This is a genomic window from Acinetobacter sp. 8I-beige, assembly GCF_902505955.1.
GTDB lineage: Bacteria > Pseudomonadota > Gammaproteobacteria > Pseudomonadales > Moraxellaceae > Acinetobacter > Acinetobacter johnsonii.
The window spans coordinates 101,672-119,703 of the sequence record NZ_LR732790.1 but is presented as its reverse complement, the minus strand read 5'-3'; the positions used below and the strand labels follow the sequence as shown (position 1 = coordinate 119,703).

Genomic DNA, 18,032 nt, shown 5'->3' with positions numbered 1-18,032 from the left:
AGCATTAAAGATGCGCAATTTAGCCGAAAAAGAGCAGTTTCCTCAAGTCAAAGCCGAAAAAAACACAGAACCCATGAGGTAGAAGAGTGCCCTGTAAAACGATAGTCCGTTGTTTTATTAAAATTATTTTCGAAACATTTTGCTAAGATTTTAATGACTGCTGAAAGGTTGAACCCTTCAGCAGGATGAATAAATGCGGCATTAATTCGCCTTATTTTGCACGGTAATCGCACAGCCTTTGAATTTTGCAGCTTGTACAATCGCTTCTTGCTGCCCCAAAAGTCGTGAAATTTCAGTTTTTTTGGTATTCGATGATTGTCCCATATTTACCGAAACGCTTGGACCAAAGCCCCAACCGCCACCATGACTCCATCCACCACCCAGACCTAGACCCACGCCGACACCAGTGCGTTTCGCAGTAGGTACACCTGCATCTAAATATTGTTGAATCCGAATATATTCCGCTTGTAACTGTTGGCAGTTCAAAGCTTGATACTGTGTAGGAGAGACATAAGTCGGTTTAACCGTTGTGGCACAGGCGCTCAATAACAGCGTACTGCCCATTAAAAAAGCAATTGTGATCTTTTTCATGCTGAATCTCGCAGTTTATTATTCTCAATCTCATTGAACAATGATTGATAGGCCTGCGTCAATTTATGATCGTGTGCCAAATGAATTAAGGGTAAATTTTTGTGATGCGATTCTTTCATCAGCACCGATGGGGGCAACATACTTTCTAGTACAGGAAGACCTTCATCCTTCAGCTGTTGCACCACTTCACGCGGAAGTTTGGCCTGCGCTTGGAACTGATTCACCACAATGCCTTCAATTTCCAAATGATCATTATGATCGTCTTGAGTTTCGAGCACATTTTCGATCAAAGTTTGCAGTGCACGTTTAGAAAAGACATCACAATCAAACGGAATCAGGACTTTATTGGCTGCAATCAGTGCCGACAAAGTAAAGAAGTTAAAGGCTGGCGGTGTATCGATATAAACACGATCATATTTTCCAGCAAGCTGTTGTAACGCATCACGCAGTTTATAAATTTTATGTTTTGACTCTAAAGCATATGCCAATGCCCCAAGGCTTGGGCTGGCTGGAATCACATCCAAATTTTTAAAAGGGGATTGATGTACATAACTTTCTAAACCTTTAGCTCGCCCTTTGAGGATCGAACCAATGGCACTACCCAATAAACTTTTATTTTGAGTCGTTCCAAGCACTTCTTCAAAATAGTTTTCAATATTGGGTTCTAAAGCTGGTTTATCTGCAGAATACGTTGCGTCATCGCCCAATACATACTGACTCGAATTCGCTTGCGGATCGAGATCAATCAGTAAGGTTCTTAGGCCTTGATGTGCACTAATTGCCGCCAAATTTACTGCAATACTGGACTTACCGACACCACCTTTTTGATTAAATACCACACGTGTATGCATGAAATCCCCTCCCTCTTGTTATTTTTCCGCTATACATAGCAGTGTAGCGCAGAACAATCGCTGTGCCGATGATTATGTCTAACAATTAGCCAAAGTTTGGTTTAATCATGACTAAACCTAAAATGGAAATCATCGCTACCACCGCCAAGAATAAGCCCGCTCGGCGCTGTGTAAGTAAAATGCTGTCTTCTTTTTTATACGCTTTCGACAAAGAGGACAACATCACTAAAAATAAAACCACTTTGGCATAAAACCATGTTTGCACATCAAAGTTTTTCATCACTAAAAGGACAATCCCGGTCAGTACAATCACCAGCATGCTTAAGTGCTGAAGGGCAACAAAAGCCGTTCGACCTGCTGGATTGGGCTGATTGCCTTGGACGCCTTTAAATAGCGTCATGGCACGCGCCAAAATCACGACACAGGCCAAGCTGACCGCACTCATATGCACGATCTTAATCAATAATTGTGTTTCCATGACTGAATCTCTGCTTAGCTTTTCGGGGCATGTGCGCAATTTGGACTAGAAGTGTCTTGTCCTTGCCATTCTTCAGGTAGAAAGGCATGAATAGCCAAAGCATGAATTTTACCTGGACTGAGTAACTCTCCTGCTACCGCATAAATTTTTTGATGGCGTTGAACTAAACGCAATCCCTCAAAACTCTCACTCACCACGATCACTTTAAAATGTGACTCTTTCCCTGGAAAATAACCGCCATGACCAGAAGATTCATTCACGACTTCTAAATGTGATGGGGAAAGCTGTTGTAAGCGTTCAATCAATTGCTGCTCCAAGCTCATACCTGTCTCCAAAAATAATGATTCGTTCAGAGTATACCTGTTCCTTCGAGATGTTGAATGCGTAAAACCCTTTCAGTAGCATGAGGCACAACTTTTCACGAGCAAAAGTTAAAAAAATCTCAAGACATCGTCTAAAACTGGCTTTATTTTATGCAATTAAACTCAGCTTTTTCATAAAGCTATTGACCCTGAACTTGCTTGCTGTATCATACAGCGCTATGCGGGAATAGCTCAGTTGGTAGAGCACAACCTTGCCAAGGTTGGGGTCGCGAGTTCGAGTCTCGTTTCCCGCTCCAAATTTTTTTCAGTGTAAGTTTTAGCAAAAACTGCTCAATACGCGGGAATAGCTCAGTTGGTAGAGCACAACCTTGCCAAGGTTGGGGTCGCGAGTTCGAGTCTCGTTTCCCGCTCCATTTTTTAGTGTAAGTTTTAGCAAAAACTGCTCAATACGCGGGAATAGCTCAGTTGGTAGAGCACAACCTTGCCAAGGTTGGGGTCGCGAGTTCGAGTCTCGTTTCCCGCTCCAAATTTAAAAAAGCCCTCATCGAAAGATGAGGGCTTTTTTATGCATTTCTGAACCTTACTCAAATTAGTATACCAACTCTGACAATCAAAAAATGCTGAATTAAGACATCGAACCAACGAGAGATGTCTAAAAATAGAGCATCCCTCGTTGTAAGAATCCATCCTAATACTGCTGCTATACAATGAACTTGGAATTATATTGTTCTTATTTGGGAACTCATCTCACGCATTCAAACACATTAAAACTTCACCAAATCCCCTTTCAGTGCCACACCCGCCATAGCGGTACCTTTCGCACATTGGTAAGTCGTCGTACTCCGTGTTTCATTCGACTTATAGAAACTCACCAGATTGGTCACAGCATTTGCACCACTGGCTTTGGCGGTATTCTGGAATTGAATTAGTGCTGAACGAAGTACGTGATCACATGAACTTTCCGCAGATTTGGCAAAACCATTGGTCTTTTTATTGGTCACTAAGCCTTTTTCAATCACCTTGCCGCCCGACTTGGTTCCCGCCAAATAAAATTTTACTGAGCCATCTAGCACGCCATCTGCAACAGCACGGTTTACAGCTTCTTGAAATTTAAAATCATACATTTTGTCAGCCGCTTGAGCCGATGCAATCGCTCCTAAAGACAACACAGCGGCTGCACAGATATTTTTGAATAACATGGTTCTACCCTTATTTTATTAGACACGTTTAAAAATCAGGGAGGTATTAATCCCCCCAAAAGCAAAATTATTGCTCATCATCGTTTGCGTTTCTGCTGAACGCATGTCTGAAACAATATAATCCAGATCGCCACAAGCGCTGTCAATCTGATCTAAATTTAACGTAGGCACCAACTGATTGCGTCGCATCATTTCAATACAAAGCCACGCCTCAATGGCGCCGCACGCCCCCAGCGTATGCCCAAAATAACTTTTTAATGAGCTGATCGGTTTTTTACCCAAGATACGTGCAGTCGCTTGTGATTCAGCAATATCCCCCTGATCGGTCGAGGTACCATGCGCATTAACATAATCAATATCCGCGGCAGTAAGCTGTGCATCTTTCAATGCCAACTGCATACAACGTCCCATCATTTCGGAATCAGGTCGAGTCACATGCTGACCATCAGTATTGCTGCCATAACCGACAATCTCGGCATAAATGGTGGCACCGCGCGCTTGAGCATGTTCATATTCTTCTAAAATTAAACAGCCTGCCCCTTCACCGACCACCAAGCCATCGCGGTCTGCATCAAACGGGCGCGGCGTTGCCTCAGGTTGGTCGTTTTGCATACTGGTTGCTAACAACACATCGAACACGGCTGAACCTGCGGCACTGAGTTCTTCTGCCCCACCTGCGATCATCACGGTTTGTTTGCCATATTTAATCGCTTCATACGCCTGACCAATGGCCATGGAACCCGAAGTACAAGCACTTGAGGTTGGCAGCGTTAAACCTTTTAGGCCAAAATATACCGTCATATTGACTGCACTGGTATGCGACATCATACGGATGTAGGTCGTGGCATTCAGTTGACTCATATTGTGCTCAATCAACATAGAGCCAAACTCACGTACAGCATCTACACTGCCCGCAGAGGAACCAAAAGCCACGCCTGCATCACCACTTTTTAAGATATCGGCATGCAGTAAGCCTGCATCTTCCAATGCTTTTTCAGCACATACAGCAGACATTAAAGCAACACGTCCCATGCCACGGGTCACTTTACGGTTAAAATGTTTGGGTACGGTAAATGACTCAACAGGGCCAGCCAATTTACTGCGTAAATCAGGATAAATTTCCCAGTCAGGCATATAGCGAATGCCACTTTTACCTTGTGCAAATTGCTCAAAAATTTGTTCTGCGGTTTCACCCAAAGAGGTAATCCCAGACATGCCTGTCACAACAACACGTTTCATTAGATTAAGCCTCCATTGACTGAAATCACTTGGCGAGTGATATAACTGGCATCATCACTACACAAAAATTTCACAGCTTTTGCAACTTCTTCCACCTGCCCCATGCGTTGCATCGGAATCATTTTCAAAGCATGTTCCTTTACTTCTTCGCTCACCATTTCAGTTTCAATCAAGCCCGGAGCCACACAATTCACCGTGATTTTACGTTTTGCCAACTCGAGTGCGAGTGCTTTGGTCGCACCAATCAAGCCTGCTTTGGCAGCACTATAGTTCACCTGACCACGATTCCCCATGATTCCAGACACTGAAGACAAGGTCACAATACGTCCGCCCTTTTTCAAGCGAATCATCGGCATCATCAGGGGTTTCAGCACATTATAAAAACCGTTCAGAGAAGTCGAAACCACGTCATCCCAGTCTTCATCGGTCAATGCAGGAAAGGCGCCATCACGGGTCAATCCTGCATTCAGCACCACCCCATAAAAAGCACCATGCTGCGCAATATCTTGCTCCAAAATGGCAGTAATATTTTCACGATCATTCACATCAAACATCAACACATGGCTGTCTTGACCTAAGGCTTGAATCTCCTGTGCCACTGCTTCGGCTTCTGATTGTCTTGAGCGGGCATGTACCGTGACATCAAAGCCTGCCTTGGCCAACTCCAAAGCAATCGCTTTACCTATTCCACGACTCGAACCCGTGACTAAAATTCTTCTGCTCACACTAATTTTCCAATGATTTCATTCATATTTTCAGGCTCAAATACGCTCAACATGGCGCTGAACCGATGTTCTTGATATTCAATTTCACAATTAAACTGCCCCAAACCTTCATGCAGATAACTTTGTTCTACCCGAATCCGCACAGTTGCACCCAAACTAAAATAGGCACAAGGCAACTGCATTTTACGCGTTCCCAATAAAAAGCCAATTTTCGGTGGCAATCCTTTAGTTTGCCCTTTATGGCCTGCATAAGCACTAATGGTCTGCGCCATCAGCTCAATGCTGCTCCATGTGGGTAAACCTTCTGGCCCACAAAACATCAAATCAGGTGTGATGTGAAGTTCTGCAATCGCAAACTCATCATTGGCTTCAATCAAATGACTCACGAAAACCATCGGTTTTTCATGAGGAATAAACTGTACTGCATCCATCATGGCAAAGCCGTCCCAAAAATTAAGCTGATATTGCTGCCACCAAAAGCAAAAGAATTACTCATCGCATAGCGAATCGGTGCATCCAAATGTGGAACACGCACATAATTTTGCTCAGCCAAAGCATCGTCCAATTCACCTGCATGATGCAGCGGCAACCAAGATTGATCTAATAAAACTTGCTGACAAATAAAAGTTTCGATTGCACCCGCTGCCCCTAGACAATGTCCCGTTTTATGTTTGGTGCTGCTCAAGGCCACAGCTGCATCTGAGAAAACGGTCTGTACCGCCTTAATTTCCATCGCATCATTTTGCGGTGTGGAAGTGCCATGCAAATTTAAATAATCAATATCGCTTGCTTGCAGCTGTGCAGCGTCTAATGCTTTTTGCATCGCCTCCGCAGCCCCTTTCCCTTCTGGATGTGGTGCTGAAATATGCCAAGCATCCATTGACTCACCACTCGATAGCAACATTACAGGGGCTGGTGCTTTCGACAATAAAAACAGTCCTGCAGCTTCACCAATATTGATGCCGTCACGGTTGGCACCACAGGGCTGACAAATCCCGTTTGATAAGCTTTCTAAACTATCAAATCCATTTAAGGTCAGCTTGCATAGGGTGTCTATTCCACCGACTAAGACCGCATCAGCCAGATCTGCATTTAGCAGACGTTGCCCCACCGCCAACGCTTTAGCTGCCGAGGAGCAAGCGGTAGAAATGGTATAGTCAGGCCCTTCCCAGCCCAAATACTGTTGTAAGGCTTTCGCTAAACTGCCCATTTCTTGCTTTTGGTGCTGTACAGACTGTGGTGCTGACTGTTGAAACTGGACTTTTAAAACTGGTTCATTATCCGCGATGCCTGAGGTTGACGTGCCGATAATCACCGCAAGACGTTGTTTGGGAAACTGTGCGGTATAAGTTCGAATTTCGGTTTCAATTTGTGCCAAAGCCGTTAAAGCAAAGCGTAAATTCCGTGAGTCTGCACTGCTTAAGCTTGCAGGAACTGCTTGAAGCAAGGCTTGGTCAGATGCGCCAACCCAAACCGTGCGCCCCGCGATCAGATCCTCTCGTTGCGACAAGGTATTTTCTGTGTGTGTTAAGGCATGTTGAAGCTCAGCGGCATTTTGTCCCAAAGCCGACAACGCCGCACTAAACTGAATGCCAACAGCTGAAACAGATTGTACATTTTTAGTCATGATGGTCACCTTGATCATCTTCTAAAGTATTGCTCACCGCGCTGATCACCATCTGATAAGGCACTTGCAGATTATCTAGTTCAATTGCCCCCTCATTTTGCTGAATTTTCAACACGGGCTGCTGCTGCATATAAATGGTATCAGCTTTCTGTACGACCGCATTTTGAGCAGCATGTAACCCAGCAAAATTTGGATAGGTCGCATACAGAATATCGCGCACCACATAATCAAAAGGCAACCGTTTCATTGGATCAATCCGCTGTTCAACGTCTACCTTTTGACCATCAAAGCTGAGCTTGAATAACTGCTGTCCTGTAAGGCTAAGTGCCAACATGTCAAGCGACTGTCCCCGTTGCTGTTGGTACAGTAAAAAGCTGAAACTCTGGGTTTTCCACTGCACTTCGATTTGATCTTGACGTTGATAATTTTGCGCAGCCCACTGCGGGGTCGCGAGTCCCTGCGCCTTGGGGATCCAACTTTGGCAGGCACTACAAAGCAGAGCACTGACTAAAACCCAACTGACGGTCTTTAAACGCAGCTTAAGTTTCATCGGTCAGCGACCCTTTGTTGGGTTGTTCTTCTCGGCAATATTCAGCCAAAGTACTTAAGCGTTGCTTGGCATTACGATGAATCGGATTGCTCGCATCCCATGCATAACCTGCCAATAAAGATGCAATCATACGGCGAATTTTCTCATCTTGATTTTTTGAAAACACCACATCCTGAAATTCACCCGAATACCATGATTCGACATAGGCACGGAACACTTGAATACCTTTACGCAATGGCTTCTCATATTGCTCCATCCAGTCTACTGCCTGACCTTGCAGTACTTGCTCGACTAATGGCACGGCTAGACTGGACGATTTCAAGGCAATCGTTACACCCGAAGAAAAGACAGGATCGAGGAACTCGCCCGCATTACCCAGTAGCGCATAATTGTTTGATGCCAAATGTTTCACATCGGCAGAATAACCCACCAAAGTACGGACAGGAGTATCATGTTTGGCATGACGCAGTACATGCGACAAGCTGGCATCATCGGCTAAAATACGTTTCTGCAAGGCTTCTAAATCATAGTCTGCACTACCGTCATAACCGTATTTTTCAAAAAAATCTTGCTCCGCCACAATGCCAAATGAAGAACGTCCATCAGCAAAGGGAATCAGCCAATACCATGCACGGTGGTCTTTTTCATGCACAGTAATTAAAATTTTCTCACGGTCAAACTCAGGGTCATCCAACAAACCATCTTCAATATGGGTAAAAACTGCACGGCGCACAGGAAAGTCCGACGGGCTTTCTAAGTCGAAAAATTTTGGCAAAATGCGGCCAAAACCGCTGGCATCCAACAGGAACTTGCCTTGAATTTGATAGCTGTCGCCTTGCGCATCTTTGACCGTCAAAATCGGCTGAGTGGATGCTACATCGACCGCCAAAACTTCATGACCAAAACGGATGTCCGCGCCCATTTTTTCAGCTTGCTGTGCCAAAAGCTGGTCAAAGTTGGCACGTCGTACCTGCCATGTGGTCCCCGGGCCTTCACTAAACTTTTGAGTAAAGTCATAAAAACTGCGCTGCGTACCTCTTAAAAAAGCCGCGCCATTTTTAAACTGAAAGGCATATTCGTCGGCATGGGCACGCACCGTTTCCAATAAACCGGCTTCTTCTAAAAACACCATACACTGCGGCAATAAAGACTCGCCAATGGAAAAACGCGGAAAATATTGCTTTTCGATGACCGTTACTTGATGGCCTTTTTGGCGCAGCAAAGCTGCGGCTGAACTGCCTGATGGCCCCGCCCCAATAATTAAAACATCTGTCTGTTGCATGGTGCTCATTGCACTGTACCCTTTGACTCAGCTCTTTGGCTGATATTGTTGAACCACCACATGTTTTGCATCGGAGGATGTAAAAAGTGTGGCATAAATAAATGAAAAAATAACGCCCAGCAACACCGTTAAGCCGAAACTGTGAATGGCGTAGGTATGACTAAAGGACAGCAAACCAAAGCCAAAGAACGTCGACATCATGCACAGGAACAGAGCCATACCCACCACCTGCGGGTGATCATGTCCGTGACGGTAGAAAATCGCATAGTCCACCCCAATTCCAATGATCAAGAAAGTACCCATAATGCTGAATAAATTAATCTCGACACCCAACCAGGCTTGAATCGCAAAAGTGGTCATTAAGGCCATGCTGACAGGCAACACCAAAGGCAGAATGGATTTTTTGCCATAAAATGCCCCTAAGCCAATGGCTAAAATCAGCAAAGCGCTGAGCAATAGCCACTGTGCCTGCTCACGATGTTGCTTAAACAATTCAGACAGTTGATGAACTGGACGTAACAGCTGTACATCAGCATTCTCAAGCTGCTGTACGGCATGTACATCATGCACATTTTGCAGCATCACTAAACGTTGTGTCGGACTCATCTGCAAAAAATGCAAGGGATGGTCTTTAAAGACTGCTTCGGTCAATAACGGTTGGTCTTTTAAATGCGCTTGCCAGTTTAAAACATCCGCTGCATTGAGCTGTAACGCTTGCGCATATTCCACTAAAGCCGGCGGAGGAATCGCCTGTAACATCGCAACATTCTGTTTTTGCTGCTCAAGCGATGGAATCCACTGCCCTAAAGCTTGTACAGCATCTAGCTTGCCAGCCTGCTGCAAGGGCGCAAGCTCTGCCAACAGTTGCTGTTCACGTTGCTCTAACTCTGCTGGGGTTCTGCCCTGTACCACAAAGTATTCACTGCTTTGCTGTTGCATAAAACGCGAACGAATATATTGATCTTCCTGCTTTAAGGCGGCATCCATACTTTGCAAATTGCGAATGTCATCATTGCTTTTCAGGAAGGCGAGGCTGCTGCCTGTCACCAGTAGAATCATTGCAATCATGCCATAACGCAGTGTATTTCGACTCTGCACATAACTGCGTGCTTTGCCAATAAAGCCCAAAGCACGTATCGCAGGTTCCGCATTCAGCGCAGGCAAACGTGGTAGCAGTAAAATACTGGTCACCCATGCGGCACTCAGGCCAACCATAGAAAAAACCGCAATCTGTTTAAAGCCTGGAAATGGGGTAAAACTCAGCACCACATAGGCCAACAGCGTGGTCATCAGCCCCACAAATAGACTCGGCAGCAATGGTTTTAAAACAGCAAATCCATCCACCTGTCGGTGCTGAGACTGCATAGCCATAAAGTAAAATGAAAAATCGACACAGACCCCTATCAGACTGGCGCCAAAGACCAGTGTCATCAGGTGAATTTCACCGAAAACCCAATACGTCACCGCAAAGGCCACCAAGCTGCCTGTGCCGACCGCGACCATTTCCGTCAGCATCGGTCGTATCGAACGGAAGCCAAACCAAACCAGCAGTAAAATTCCGATGGTCGAACCTACACCAATGGTCGAGATTTCCTCTTTTGCAGAGTTAGTGCCGAACTGTGCAAACAGCAGCGTACCTGTCCAGTGCGGTTTGACCTGCAACTGGCTAAACTGCGAATTGATATGTTGAATAAATGCAGCGGTCTGCTCTTGGTAGGCAATGTTATAGGGACTGTTGTTGAGCTGAAGTACCATCAAACGAGAGATACCCTGCTCATCACGAATTGTGGCGAAGCCCTGCTCTAAATTGATATCGGCATTGCTTTGTAAGGCACTTAAACCGACTGCATAACGCGGAAACAGCAGTAAAGGATCTTGCTTGAGCATTTCAGCCGTGATTGGCATGCCCGGACTCATCAGTTGTAATAAGCTCTGCTCCATCAACGCAGCATAGTCCTGCCCCTGCACAAGCTGCTGATCAGTCTTGGATAATAGCCCTGCTTTGTGCTGATACAGCGCTTGGGCAAATTGATCGGGATCAAGCTGTGGACGAACAGGTAAAAACAGTTGACTTTGATTAGCTTGGGTTTTAAGTGCTCGTGTTGCCTGTTCTAATTGCTGATCCGTTTTGGCATCCAACACCACAAAAACTTTATCATTTAACTGCTGACTCACATATTGCTGTGCTTGTTCCAGATGAGCATCTTGATGAGCCTCAGGCAGCAAAGCAAAGATATTGGTTTCAATCTTGATACCTTTATTCAGCCAAGCCGCGCCCAGTGCCAAAGCAATGACACACAAAATCAGTAACCAAAGGGCGCTAAACTTATTTTGCCAATTGGAAAAGCGCATTTTCCGCAGCCGTTAAAGTTTGAGGTTGAGCCGTTTGCTGACTAAAACGAATGACGGTGCGGTTATTGGCCTGTTCCAAAATCGTGATACGGTCCACATAACGCTGACCTTGCGCATCAACTTGAACAAAAAGCTTTTTAAATAGACCACTTTTCGGTGTCAAACTGACATTCCACTGCGTTGGACTATAATTGGCAGACACCACGTTGAAGTTTTTAGCGAGCGCCGCTTCATTGCCCGACATCAATTGTAAAAACATCGTTGCAACAGAGCCATATGGAGTTTTGTCGACTTCAATTTGACTAGAAGTACGCTGCGTCTTTTGTATCAACTTTCGCGGTGTCACCACCAAATCTGCTTTGACGGGACTTTGAATCTGCCACAGCACCCCTTGGTTTTTGCTGAACAGCACCGTGCCTTTAGACACATAAGTTTTATTCAGAGCTGCCAATTTTTTCTGCTGCTCAAATTGGGCACGCACCACAGGCGTTGCACCGAGTTGAGCAAACACCTGCTTCAATTCAGTATTTTGTGCATTCACTGTAGGAGCAAGCAAAGTCATCACACTGGCTACACACGCAACGAAAATCGTCTTAAAGAATTTGTATCGAATCATGTTTGCATTACTCCGCTTTAAACTCAGGCCATGCATTTAAACAGTCCAACAACACCTGTGGTGACTGGAAGCACATTTCACGTTTTTCAATGTGTACCGCCACTTGCGAAGTAAAGCCCTTGGTCAACTTTCTGCCTGAAACCGCATCGAAAATCAGATATTCAATTTTCAAACGATTTTCCCATTCTTTCAAAACAGCACGCACACGAATTTTTTGCTCAAACTCAATGCCCTGCACATAACGCACATAGCTTTCAATCACAGGCCATGCATAGCCTGAGTCACGCATCTGGTTATAGTTATAGTGAAATTGATCTAACAGTTTGCATCGTGCAATTTCAAAATATTTTAAATAATGACCGTGCCACACCACATGCATGGTATCGACATCATGAAAGGGCACTTCAATAATTACATCAGCATACATGCTCATTTCCTATGAATATTGAACAGCAATGCTGTCTAACAGTTCTAAATCTTCAAAGCGATTGACCAATGCCTGAAGTTCATGTTGCAAAGGACGATCTTCCTCTACATAGGTGAAGCTCTGAAGCACCCAGTGTTGAAATGCTGTTAAAACAGGGCTGAGTTCTGTATCTACACCTTTGAGTTTGACCGCCTGAACCGCTGAACAGCTGAGTGCCGCAATCACTTGTTCGGTCAGAGTAATCACTCGGCTGGCATCACGCGCAGCAATGGTGCCCATGCTGACTTTGTCTTGATTATGACATTCAGTTGAGCGTGAGAAAATCGATGCCGCGAGTGTCTGTTTCAAAGCTTCTGCTGTCCATGCCGAAACCCCGATTTGCACTGCTTTAAAGCCATGATTCAGTGGTAAACGTTCAGCACTTGAACCAGTTAAATTGCGCGGCAAACCATTATTCATTTTATAATCCACCAACTGCGCCAATTGACGATCCATCAAATCGGCAATATTGGCAATCATGATTTTCAGGCTGTCCATGGCTTGGGCAATATGTCCGCCATAGAAATGTCCGCCATGCAGTACCCGCAGGTTCACTGGGTCAATCAATGGATTGTCATTACTTGAATTCAGCTCATTTTCAATAAACTGACGCAACCACAGTTTGGAGTCTTCAAACACTCCAATTACATGTGGCGCACAGCGCAGTGAATAACGGTCTTGCAGACGCGAACTTTGGTGCTCGGTCTGTACCTCACTGTTTAACCATTCGCGTAACTGAGCTGCAATATGTTGCTGTCCTAGATGTGGTTTCTGCGCAAACAAGACTTCATCAAAATGGCTTGGATTGCCCTCTAAGGCCAAAACATTCAGTGCAGTAATCAAAGTACCGGCAAAAGAAATCTGTTCTGCTTTTTTATAGTTCAGGCAAGCAATCGCGGTCATGACCGCTGTACCATTCATTAGGGCCAAGCCTTCTTTAGGACGCATCACCAACGGCTGCACACCTTTTTCAGCATACACTTGTGCAATCGGTACGATCTGACCTTGATAGTACACATCGCGCTCACCGACCAAGGCCCCCGCGATATAAGACAAAGGTGTCAAATCCCCACTGGCACCCACCGAACCTTCTGAGGGAATCACAGGAATGACATCTTCATTCAGCATCCAGACCAAACGCTGCAACAAGGCATGCGAAACACCCGAATAACCGCGTGCCAAAGAACATAAGCGCACCACCACCACAGCTCGCGCTGTAATCAGGTCTAAGTTTTGCCCCATGCCACAGCCATGAAAACGAGACAAATGTAGTGGCAGCTCATGCACTTGGTGTGCTGGAATTTCGACTAAGCACGAATCGCCATAACCCGTAGTCACGCCATAAATGACGCCTTCGTCTTGCAACAGCTGATCGAGGAAATCTGCGCCACGTTGAATCAATGCTGTCCATTCAGCAGAGTTAGGCAATGCCACCTGTTTTTCTTTACGTGCTACAGCTACAACATCTTCAATACTGAGCGGAGTTTCCCCAACAATTAACACAAGACTTATCCTTTATTCCAAAAATTATAAAAATTAAACCATTGATAAGGCGCGCGTATGCAATGCTGCTCCAACAGTTCCACATACTGTCGCGTGGTTTGTTGCATGGCCTGTAAACGCTCTTTCCGTGGCCAATTTAACTGCTCCGCAACTTTATGAATATGCACTTCAAAATGTGTATCAACTCGATAGCAAAACACCGCCAACACTGGGGCTTTTAATAAACTGGCCAGAATCCAAGCGCCTTGCGGCCATAGTGCCTGCTCGCCTAAAAAGGCAACTGATTGTACCCGATCCGACTGCACAGGTACGCGATCTGCTGCCACAATCACCCATTCACCTTGATCCAACTTATCCTGTAAAATCAGTGCTGTTTCTATTCCCAACTCATCCACCGAAACCAAATTGACATCAGCATGTTCATTCAGTTTTTTTAAAAATTCATTGAACTTGGTGGCATGTTTTTGATACACCAACACATTAATTTTCTGCGAATGCTCAGCTTTAATTGCACGCAGTAATTCAATATTGCCAAAGTGTGACACCACAATGATCGCGCCTTTTTGATAGTGCGAACGAAAGTGTGCATGACCATGTAGCTTTAAGTTCTGCTCAGGAATATGCCCAAGCCAACCCTCAATTTTATCTAAAATACATTCGCCAAATTGCATCAAATGCGTATAGCTGTGCCAAAGCTGCGGCTCAGCTTGAAACGGCGACTGCACACCTGCAAAATGATGCAGTTTTTTTAAGTACAACAGGGAAGCCTGACGCGCGGTATTGGAAAAAAGCCAGTACCATAAAATCACAAAGTACAATACGACTCGGCACAGCCAGCGCCCACCCAAACGGTAAAAACCCAGCATCAGCATCAGCGGCAACATCCCGCCCCGCTCTTTCACGGCGCTCCATTTCTGCATATGCTTCTTTGACCGCCTTAGCCTTTGACTTTCTGATAAATCAGTTTGGGGAAACGCAGCAGCATGCCACCCAATAAGCGGCTATGCGCGCGCGCCATACCCAGATTGTCACGCCAAACATCGAAATGTGAAATGCCGCCTTCAGGGTAAATCACATGCGTGGGCAGATTGATAAACGGCACATTATCCCATTTCAAACGCACCAAAATTTCAGAGTCAAAGCCCATACGCGGTTGAAACTTGGCTGTATTTAAAATGTTCACTGTCTGCGCTAAAGGATAAACACGAAAGCCACACATGCTGTCTTTAATGTCAAAAGATAGACTATTAATCCACACCCAAATGTGCGTTGCATAGCGGCCATAGAGACGTTTTTTTGGAACAGTCGCATCAAAGATCGGCTGACCAATAATCATGGCTTCGGGATGCTGGATAGATGTGTCTAAAAAGCGTTGCACATCCTGCCAATCATGTTGTCCATCGGCATCCAGTTGCAAGGCATGACTATAACCAGATTCAAACGCATGCTTGAGGCCCGTAATCACTGCCTGCCCCTTGCCCTGATTGTGGGTATGTTCAACCAAATCAACCATTGCGTAGTCATGCGCGAGTTGATGTAACACCGCCGTACAAGCAGCATCACTGCCATCATTCACCATAATAATCGGTAACTCAAAAGGGCTTAAATGTGACAATAACGCAGCCAAATAATGCGGATGGTTATACACAGGAATCACAAAGCAGTGTTTCATTTTGTCTCTCGGCTTAAACGTCTGAAGGGATAGCAAATAGCAAACGTCCTGATGCCAATATTTTGTCATCGTTTTTTAGCTCAAAACTGATCTTATGTGCTTTACGACTGAGCACAAGTTCTACCGTTTGATAGGGTTGGATCAGCCCTTGAAATTTTAACTGCTCAAAACCATTACACCACAGTAAATCCGCCCAGTTTTGTTTGGCAAAATGCTGGATAAATCCTATTTGGCCTACACCAGGGTAAATTGGAAAGTTCGGGAAATGTCCTTTAAAACACTCCAACTCTGGAATAAATTCTAAAGCATAACTGATCTGCGTATCGTGAGATTGCTGCATCAACACCACAGGCAAGCTCATCGGCTGAAAGAGCGATTTTAAATACTGTTTATTCAACTTCGATTGTGCATTTTGTGGCATTTGCGTTAAAAACCGCCACTGCCGCGGAATTGCGATACTTTCCAACTTCTGTTGTAGTTGTTTTTTCAGTTGTGCAGTAAATGCAGCTTTGCCCTTTTCGATGAGCAACCCCCTTGCATCCTCGGTCAGTACAACCACCACTGCCAAAATCTGACGTTGTTCTTTTTCATGAATTAAAACATGGCACTGCTGTATTTCGACCAACTCAGCAATTTTCGCTTCAATGGCATCGAGACTTAAACGCTTTTCTTCGAGTTTGACAATGCGATCCAAACGTCCCAATAACTGAAACGGACTTTTAGGATTCTGTACATCTGCAACCTGCACTTTATCCCCAGTTAAAATCCAATCCGCGCTAAAGGCATGGTTGGTTTTAACGGCTAACTCTTGCTGCTCGGCGCAGTTAATTTCGACATTGGCAAAGGGGGTCCATAGCGCATCATCTGCCTGACGGTGGGCGATCCCGCCTGTTTCAGAACTACCAAACACTTCCGTAATCGGACAGTTCAGCAAAGGACGCACGCCTGCATCCAACTTTCCACCAGAGGAATAGACCCTATGGCAGTCTTGCAATACCACATCTGTGGTCCAGCGCTTCAGCAAAGCAGGACTGGAAATTACATAATTGGGCAGCTGCACATGGGCAATTTTCTTTTGAAGATCGACCACATCCTCAGGAAAAGCCAGTTGTTTTTGATAGAAACTGCGCCCACTGGCTAAGGGCCACAACAGCTTAAACAACAAACCATAAATATGTTGATGGCTCACCGTGGCAATGGCTACCGCCTGCTCAGGTAAATCAAAACTGGCTTCCAAACCACAGACTTCATTGAACAACTGTTGCAAAGTGCGGGGAATCTTTTTCGGCTGCCCAGTTGAACCCGAAGTATAAAAATACAGCTGCGCCTGATTGAAAAAGGCGGCATCAAATTGAAGCTCGAAGGTTGACGCTACTGTCGACGGCAAACGTTTTAAAAAATAAATCTGCTGCCCAGCCAATTCTTTTTCTAAGTCGCTGACCCGATGCGGCGGCAATAGCACTTGCTTGCCTGCTTGCAAGGCTGCAAACAACAACACTAAAAACTCGTAACTGTCTTCTTGCCAAAGCGCCCATACAGGCTGTTCCAACGGCTGAATTTGCGCAGCCTGTTCAGCCACATCCAACCAAAAAGTGTGAAAGGAAATGAAACTTGAGTCCGCCTGAATACACAGGGGACGCAATGAATGGAGATGATGTTGAAAATGACAAGACATAAAATTTGTTTTTAAAACCGTATTTCTAATCGCTATAGTTCGAGGCCACTTTTTCAGCTGCCCTGACGGAAATGCTGTTATTTCTGTACTTGATGCAGTCGCTGCTGGCGTTTGCGCAACACAAATTCACCCAGCAACAACCCACCCATCAAAATATAAGAGATCAAGCCGTTATACAGCACCCAAATCTTCATCGGTGCAAAGAAAACGGTGATCAAGGCAATGATCGCATTGATGCAGAAAAACCCACACCAAACTTTGGTGACTTGACGGGTCCATTCTACCCCTTCTTCGGGCAAATTAGGCTCTGCCAAACGTGCAAAACGTTCAATCATCGAAGGCGGTCGAATCAAGGTGCTGGCAAAAATAAACAGCGCCCCGAGACTCATAAAGACAGGATAGAGTTTAAGCCACGCATGATCTTTTAAAATCAAACTCAGCCCGCCACATAAAATGGCAAAACCTGTCAATGGCCACAGCAGGGCATTGCCCCTACTGAATAGACGCAAGACGCCCAGTGCAATCAATACCGCACTGACCCAGACATACTGTCCATGTGCTAAAGCATAAGCTACAAAAAAAGGATAGAGGATCAATCCGACCCCTGCTATCCCTTTTAAAATATTGTTCATGCAGCCGACATATTCTGAATCACGACCACCACATCTTGCACGGTACGCACATTTTTAAAGTCTTCAGGATTGACTTGTTTGCCTGTCAGCTCTTTAATTTTAACAACTAAATCAATGGCATCAATACTGTCGACATCAAGGTCTGAAGCTAAGTTTGATTCTAACTGCACCTCTTCAGGCGCAATTTCAAACAGCTCTTCCATCCACTCACGTAATTTTTCTAACACGGTTTCTTGTGCAAGCATAGCAAC

At 45.1% G+C, this 18,032-nt stretch carries 20 protein-coding genes and 3 tRNA genes; 3 read left to right on the top strand and 20 right to left on the bottom strand.

Going from position 1 to position 18,032, the window contains the following annotated elements; translation table 11 throughout:
• Positions 1-201: 201 nt before the first annotated feature.
• The 4 genes from GVX98_RS00590 to GVX98_RS00575 all read right to left on the bottom strand — a co-directional run bounded on the left by GVX98_RS00590 (position 202) and on the right by GVX98_RS00575 (position 2,243).
• Positions 202-591, bottom strand: coding sequence for a hypothetical protein (locus tag GVX98_RS00590; protein WP_159126984.1), 390 nt, complete (start codon positions 589-591; stop codon positions 202-204).
• Positions 588-1,442: a ParA family protein gene (locus GVX98_RS00585; RefSeq protein ID WP_125280590.1), complete on the bottom strand. Its 855-nt coding sequence runs from the start codon at positions 1,440-1,442 to the stop codon at positions 588-590. Before GVX98_RS00585 ends, GVX98_RS00590 begins: the two co-directional genes overlap by 4 nt.
• Positions 1,443-1,527: 85 nt before the next feature.
• Positions 1,528-1,920 (bottom strand): SirB2 family protein, encoded by a 393-nt coding sequence (locus tag GVX98_RS00580; protein WP_126038813.1) that lies wholly within the window; start codon positions 1,918-1,920, stop codon positions 1,528-1,530.
• 14 nt (positions 1,921-1,934) lie between these two features.
• Positions 1,935-2,243 (bottom strand): BolA family transcriptional regulator, encoded by a 309-nt coding sequence (locus GVX98_RS00575; RefSeq protein WP_126038816.1) that lies wholly within the window; start codon positions 2,241-2,243, stop codon positions 1,935-1,937.
• Between the two features lie 220 nt (positions 2,244-2,463).
• On the opposite strand from GVX98_RS00575, the gene GVX98_RS00570 reads away from it, so the two are divergent.
• From GVX98_RS00570 to GVX98_RS00560, 3 genes are all read left to right on the top strand, one after another.
• A tRNA-Gly gene (locus GVX98_RS00570) sits at positions 2,464-2,539 on the top strand.
• A 41-nt stretch (positions 2,540-2,580) separates the two neighbouring features.
• Positions 2,581-2,656 (top strand) — tRNA-Gly (locus tag GVX98_RS00565).
• Positions 2,657-2,693: 37 nt separating this feature from the next.
• Positions 2,694-2,769, top strand: a tRNA-Gly gene (locus GVX98_RS00560).
• A gap of 238 nt (positions 2,770-3,007) precedes the next feature.
• Here GVX98_RS00560 and GVX98_RS00555 read toward each other — a convergent pair.
• The 16 genes from GVX98_RS00555 to GVX98_RS00480 form a co-directional block, all read right to left on the bottom strand.
• Positions 3,008-3,442 (bottom strand): excinuclease, encoded by a 435-nt coding sequence (locus GVX98_RS00555; protein WP_159126983.1) that lies wholly within the window; start codon positions 3,440-3,442, stop codon positions 3,008-3,010.
• An 18-nt stretch (positions 3,443-3,460) separates the two neighbouring features.
• The gene (locus GVX98_RS00550) at positions 3,461-4,681 is read right to left on the bottom strand and encodes a beta-ketoacyl-ACP synthase (protein ID WP_159126982.1); all 1,221 of its coding nucleotides are present in this window, start codon (positions 4,679-4,681) and stop codon (positions 3,461-3,463) included.
• On the bottom strand, positions 4,681-5,406 hold the full coding sequence (locus GVX98_RS00545; RefSeq protein ID WP_159126981.1) for a 3-ketoacyl-ACP reductase FabG2: 726 nt from the start codon (positions 5,404-5,406) through the stop codon (positions 4,681-4,683). The genes GVX98_RS00550 and GVX98_RS00545 overlap by 1 nt, the downstream gene beginning before the upstream one ends.
• Positions 5,403-5,840, bottom strand: a complete 438-nt coding sequence (locus tag GVX98_RS00540) for a 3-hydroxylacyl-ACP dehydratase (protein WP_159126980.1) — start codon at positions 5,838-5,840, stop codon at positions 5,403-5,405. Before GVX98_RS00540 ends, GVX98_RS00545 begins: the two co-directional genes overlap by 4 nt.
• Entirely contained in the window at positions 5,837-7,033 is a 1,197-nt protein-coding gene (locus tag GVX98_RS00535; RefSeq protein WP_159126979.1) for a beta-ketoacyl-[acyl-carrier-protein] synthase family protein, read from the bottom strand. Before GVX98_RS00535 ends, GVX98_RS00540 begins: the two co-directional genes overlap by 4 nt.
• Positions 7,026-7,583 carry a DUF3261 domain-containing protein gene (locus GVX98_RS00530; protein WP_159126978.1) on the bottom strand — a complete coding sequence of 186 codons (558 nt, stop codon included), beginning with the start codon at positions 7,581-7,583 and terminating at the stop codon, positions 7,026-7,028. The genes GVX98_RS00535 and GVX98_RS00530 overlap by 8 nt, the downstream gene beginning before the upstream one ends.
• On the bottom strand, positions 7,573-8,874 hold the full coding sequence (locus GVX98_RS00525; RefSeq protein WP_159126977.1) for an NAD(P)/FAD-dependent oxidoreductase: 1,302 nt from the start codon (positions 8,872-8,874) through the stop codon (positions 7,573-7,575). Before GVX98_RS00525 ends, GVX98_RS00530 begins: the two co-directional genes overlap by 11 nt.
• Before the next feature lie 18 nt (positions 8,875-8,892).
• A complete protein-coding gene (locus tag GVX98_RS00520; protein WP_159126976.1) occupies positions 8,893-11,217 on the bottom strand; it encodes an MMPL family transporter in 2,325 nt (774 codons plus the stop codon).
• A complete protein-coding gene (locus GVX98_RS00515) occupies positions 11,192-11,779 on the bottom strand; it encodes an outer membrane lipoprotein carrier protein LolA (RefSeq protein ID WP_228716284.1) in 588 nt (195 codons plus the stop codon). The genes GVX98_RS00520 and GVX98_RS00515 overlap by 26 nt, the downstream gene beginning before the upstream one ends.
• Before the next feature lie 61 nt (positions 11,780-11,840).
• Positions 11,841-12,260 carry a thioesterase family protein gene (locus GVX98_RS00510; RefSeq protein WP_005090845.1) on the bottom strand — a complete coding sequence of 140 codons (420 nt, stop codon included), beginning with the start codon at positions 12,258-12,260 and terminating at the stop codon, positions 11,841-11,843.
• 9 nt (positions 12,261-12,269) lie between these two features.
• Positions 12,270-13,802 carry a histidine ammonia-lyase gene (gene hutH / locus GVX98_RS00505; protein ID WP_159126974.1) on the bottom strand — a complete coding sequence of 511 codons (1,533 nt, stop codon included), beginning with the start codon at positions 13,800-13,802 and terminating at the stop codon, positions 12,270-12,272.
• A 5-nt stretch (positions 13,803-13,807) separates the two neighbouring features.
• Entirely contained in the window at positions 13,808-14,722 is a 915-nt protein-coding gene (locus GVX98_RS00500; protein ID WP_159126973.1) for an acyltransferase, read from the bottom strand.
• A 17-nt stretch (positions 14,723-14,739) separates the two neighbouring features.
• Positions 14,740-15,474: a glycosyltransferase family 2 protein gene (locus GVX98_RS00495; RefSeq protein ID WP_159126972.1), complete on the bottom strand. Its 735-nt coding sequence runs from the start codon at positions 15,472-15,474 to the stop codon at positions 14,740-14,742.
• Positions 15,475-15,487: 13 nt separating this feature from the next.
• A complete protein-coding gene (locus GVX98_RS00490; RefSeq protein ID WP_159126971.1) occupies positions 15,488-17,149 on the bottom strand; it encodes an AMP-binding protein in 1,662 nt (553 codons plus the stop codon).
• Positions 17,150-17,226: 77 nt separating this feature from the next.
• Positions 17,227-17,781 (bottom strand): septation protein IspZ, encoded by a 555-nt coding sequence (locus tag GVX98_RS00485; RefSeq protein WP_004983943.1) that lies wholly within the window; start codon positions 17,779-17,781, stop codon positions 17,227-17,229.
• Positions 17,778-18,026, bottom strand: a complete 249-nt coding sequence (locus tag GVX98_RS00480) for an acyl carrier protein (protein ID WP_159126970.1) — start codon at positions 18,024-18,026, stop codon at positions 17,778-17,780. The genes GVX98_RS00485 and GVX98_RS00480 overlap by 4 nt, the downstream gene beginning before the upstream one ends.
• Positions 18,027-18,032 lie beyond the last annotated feature (6 nt).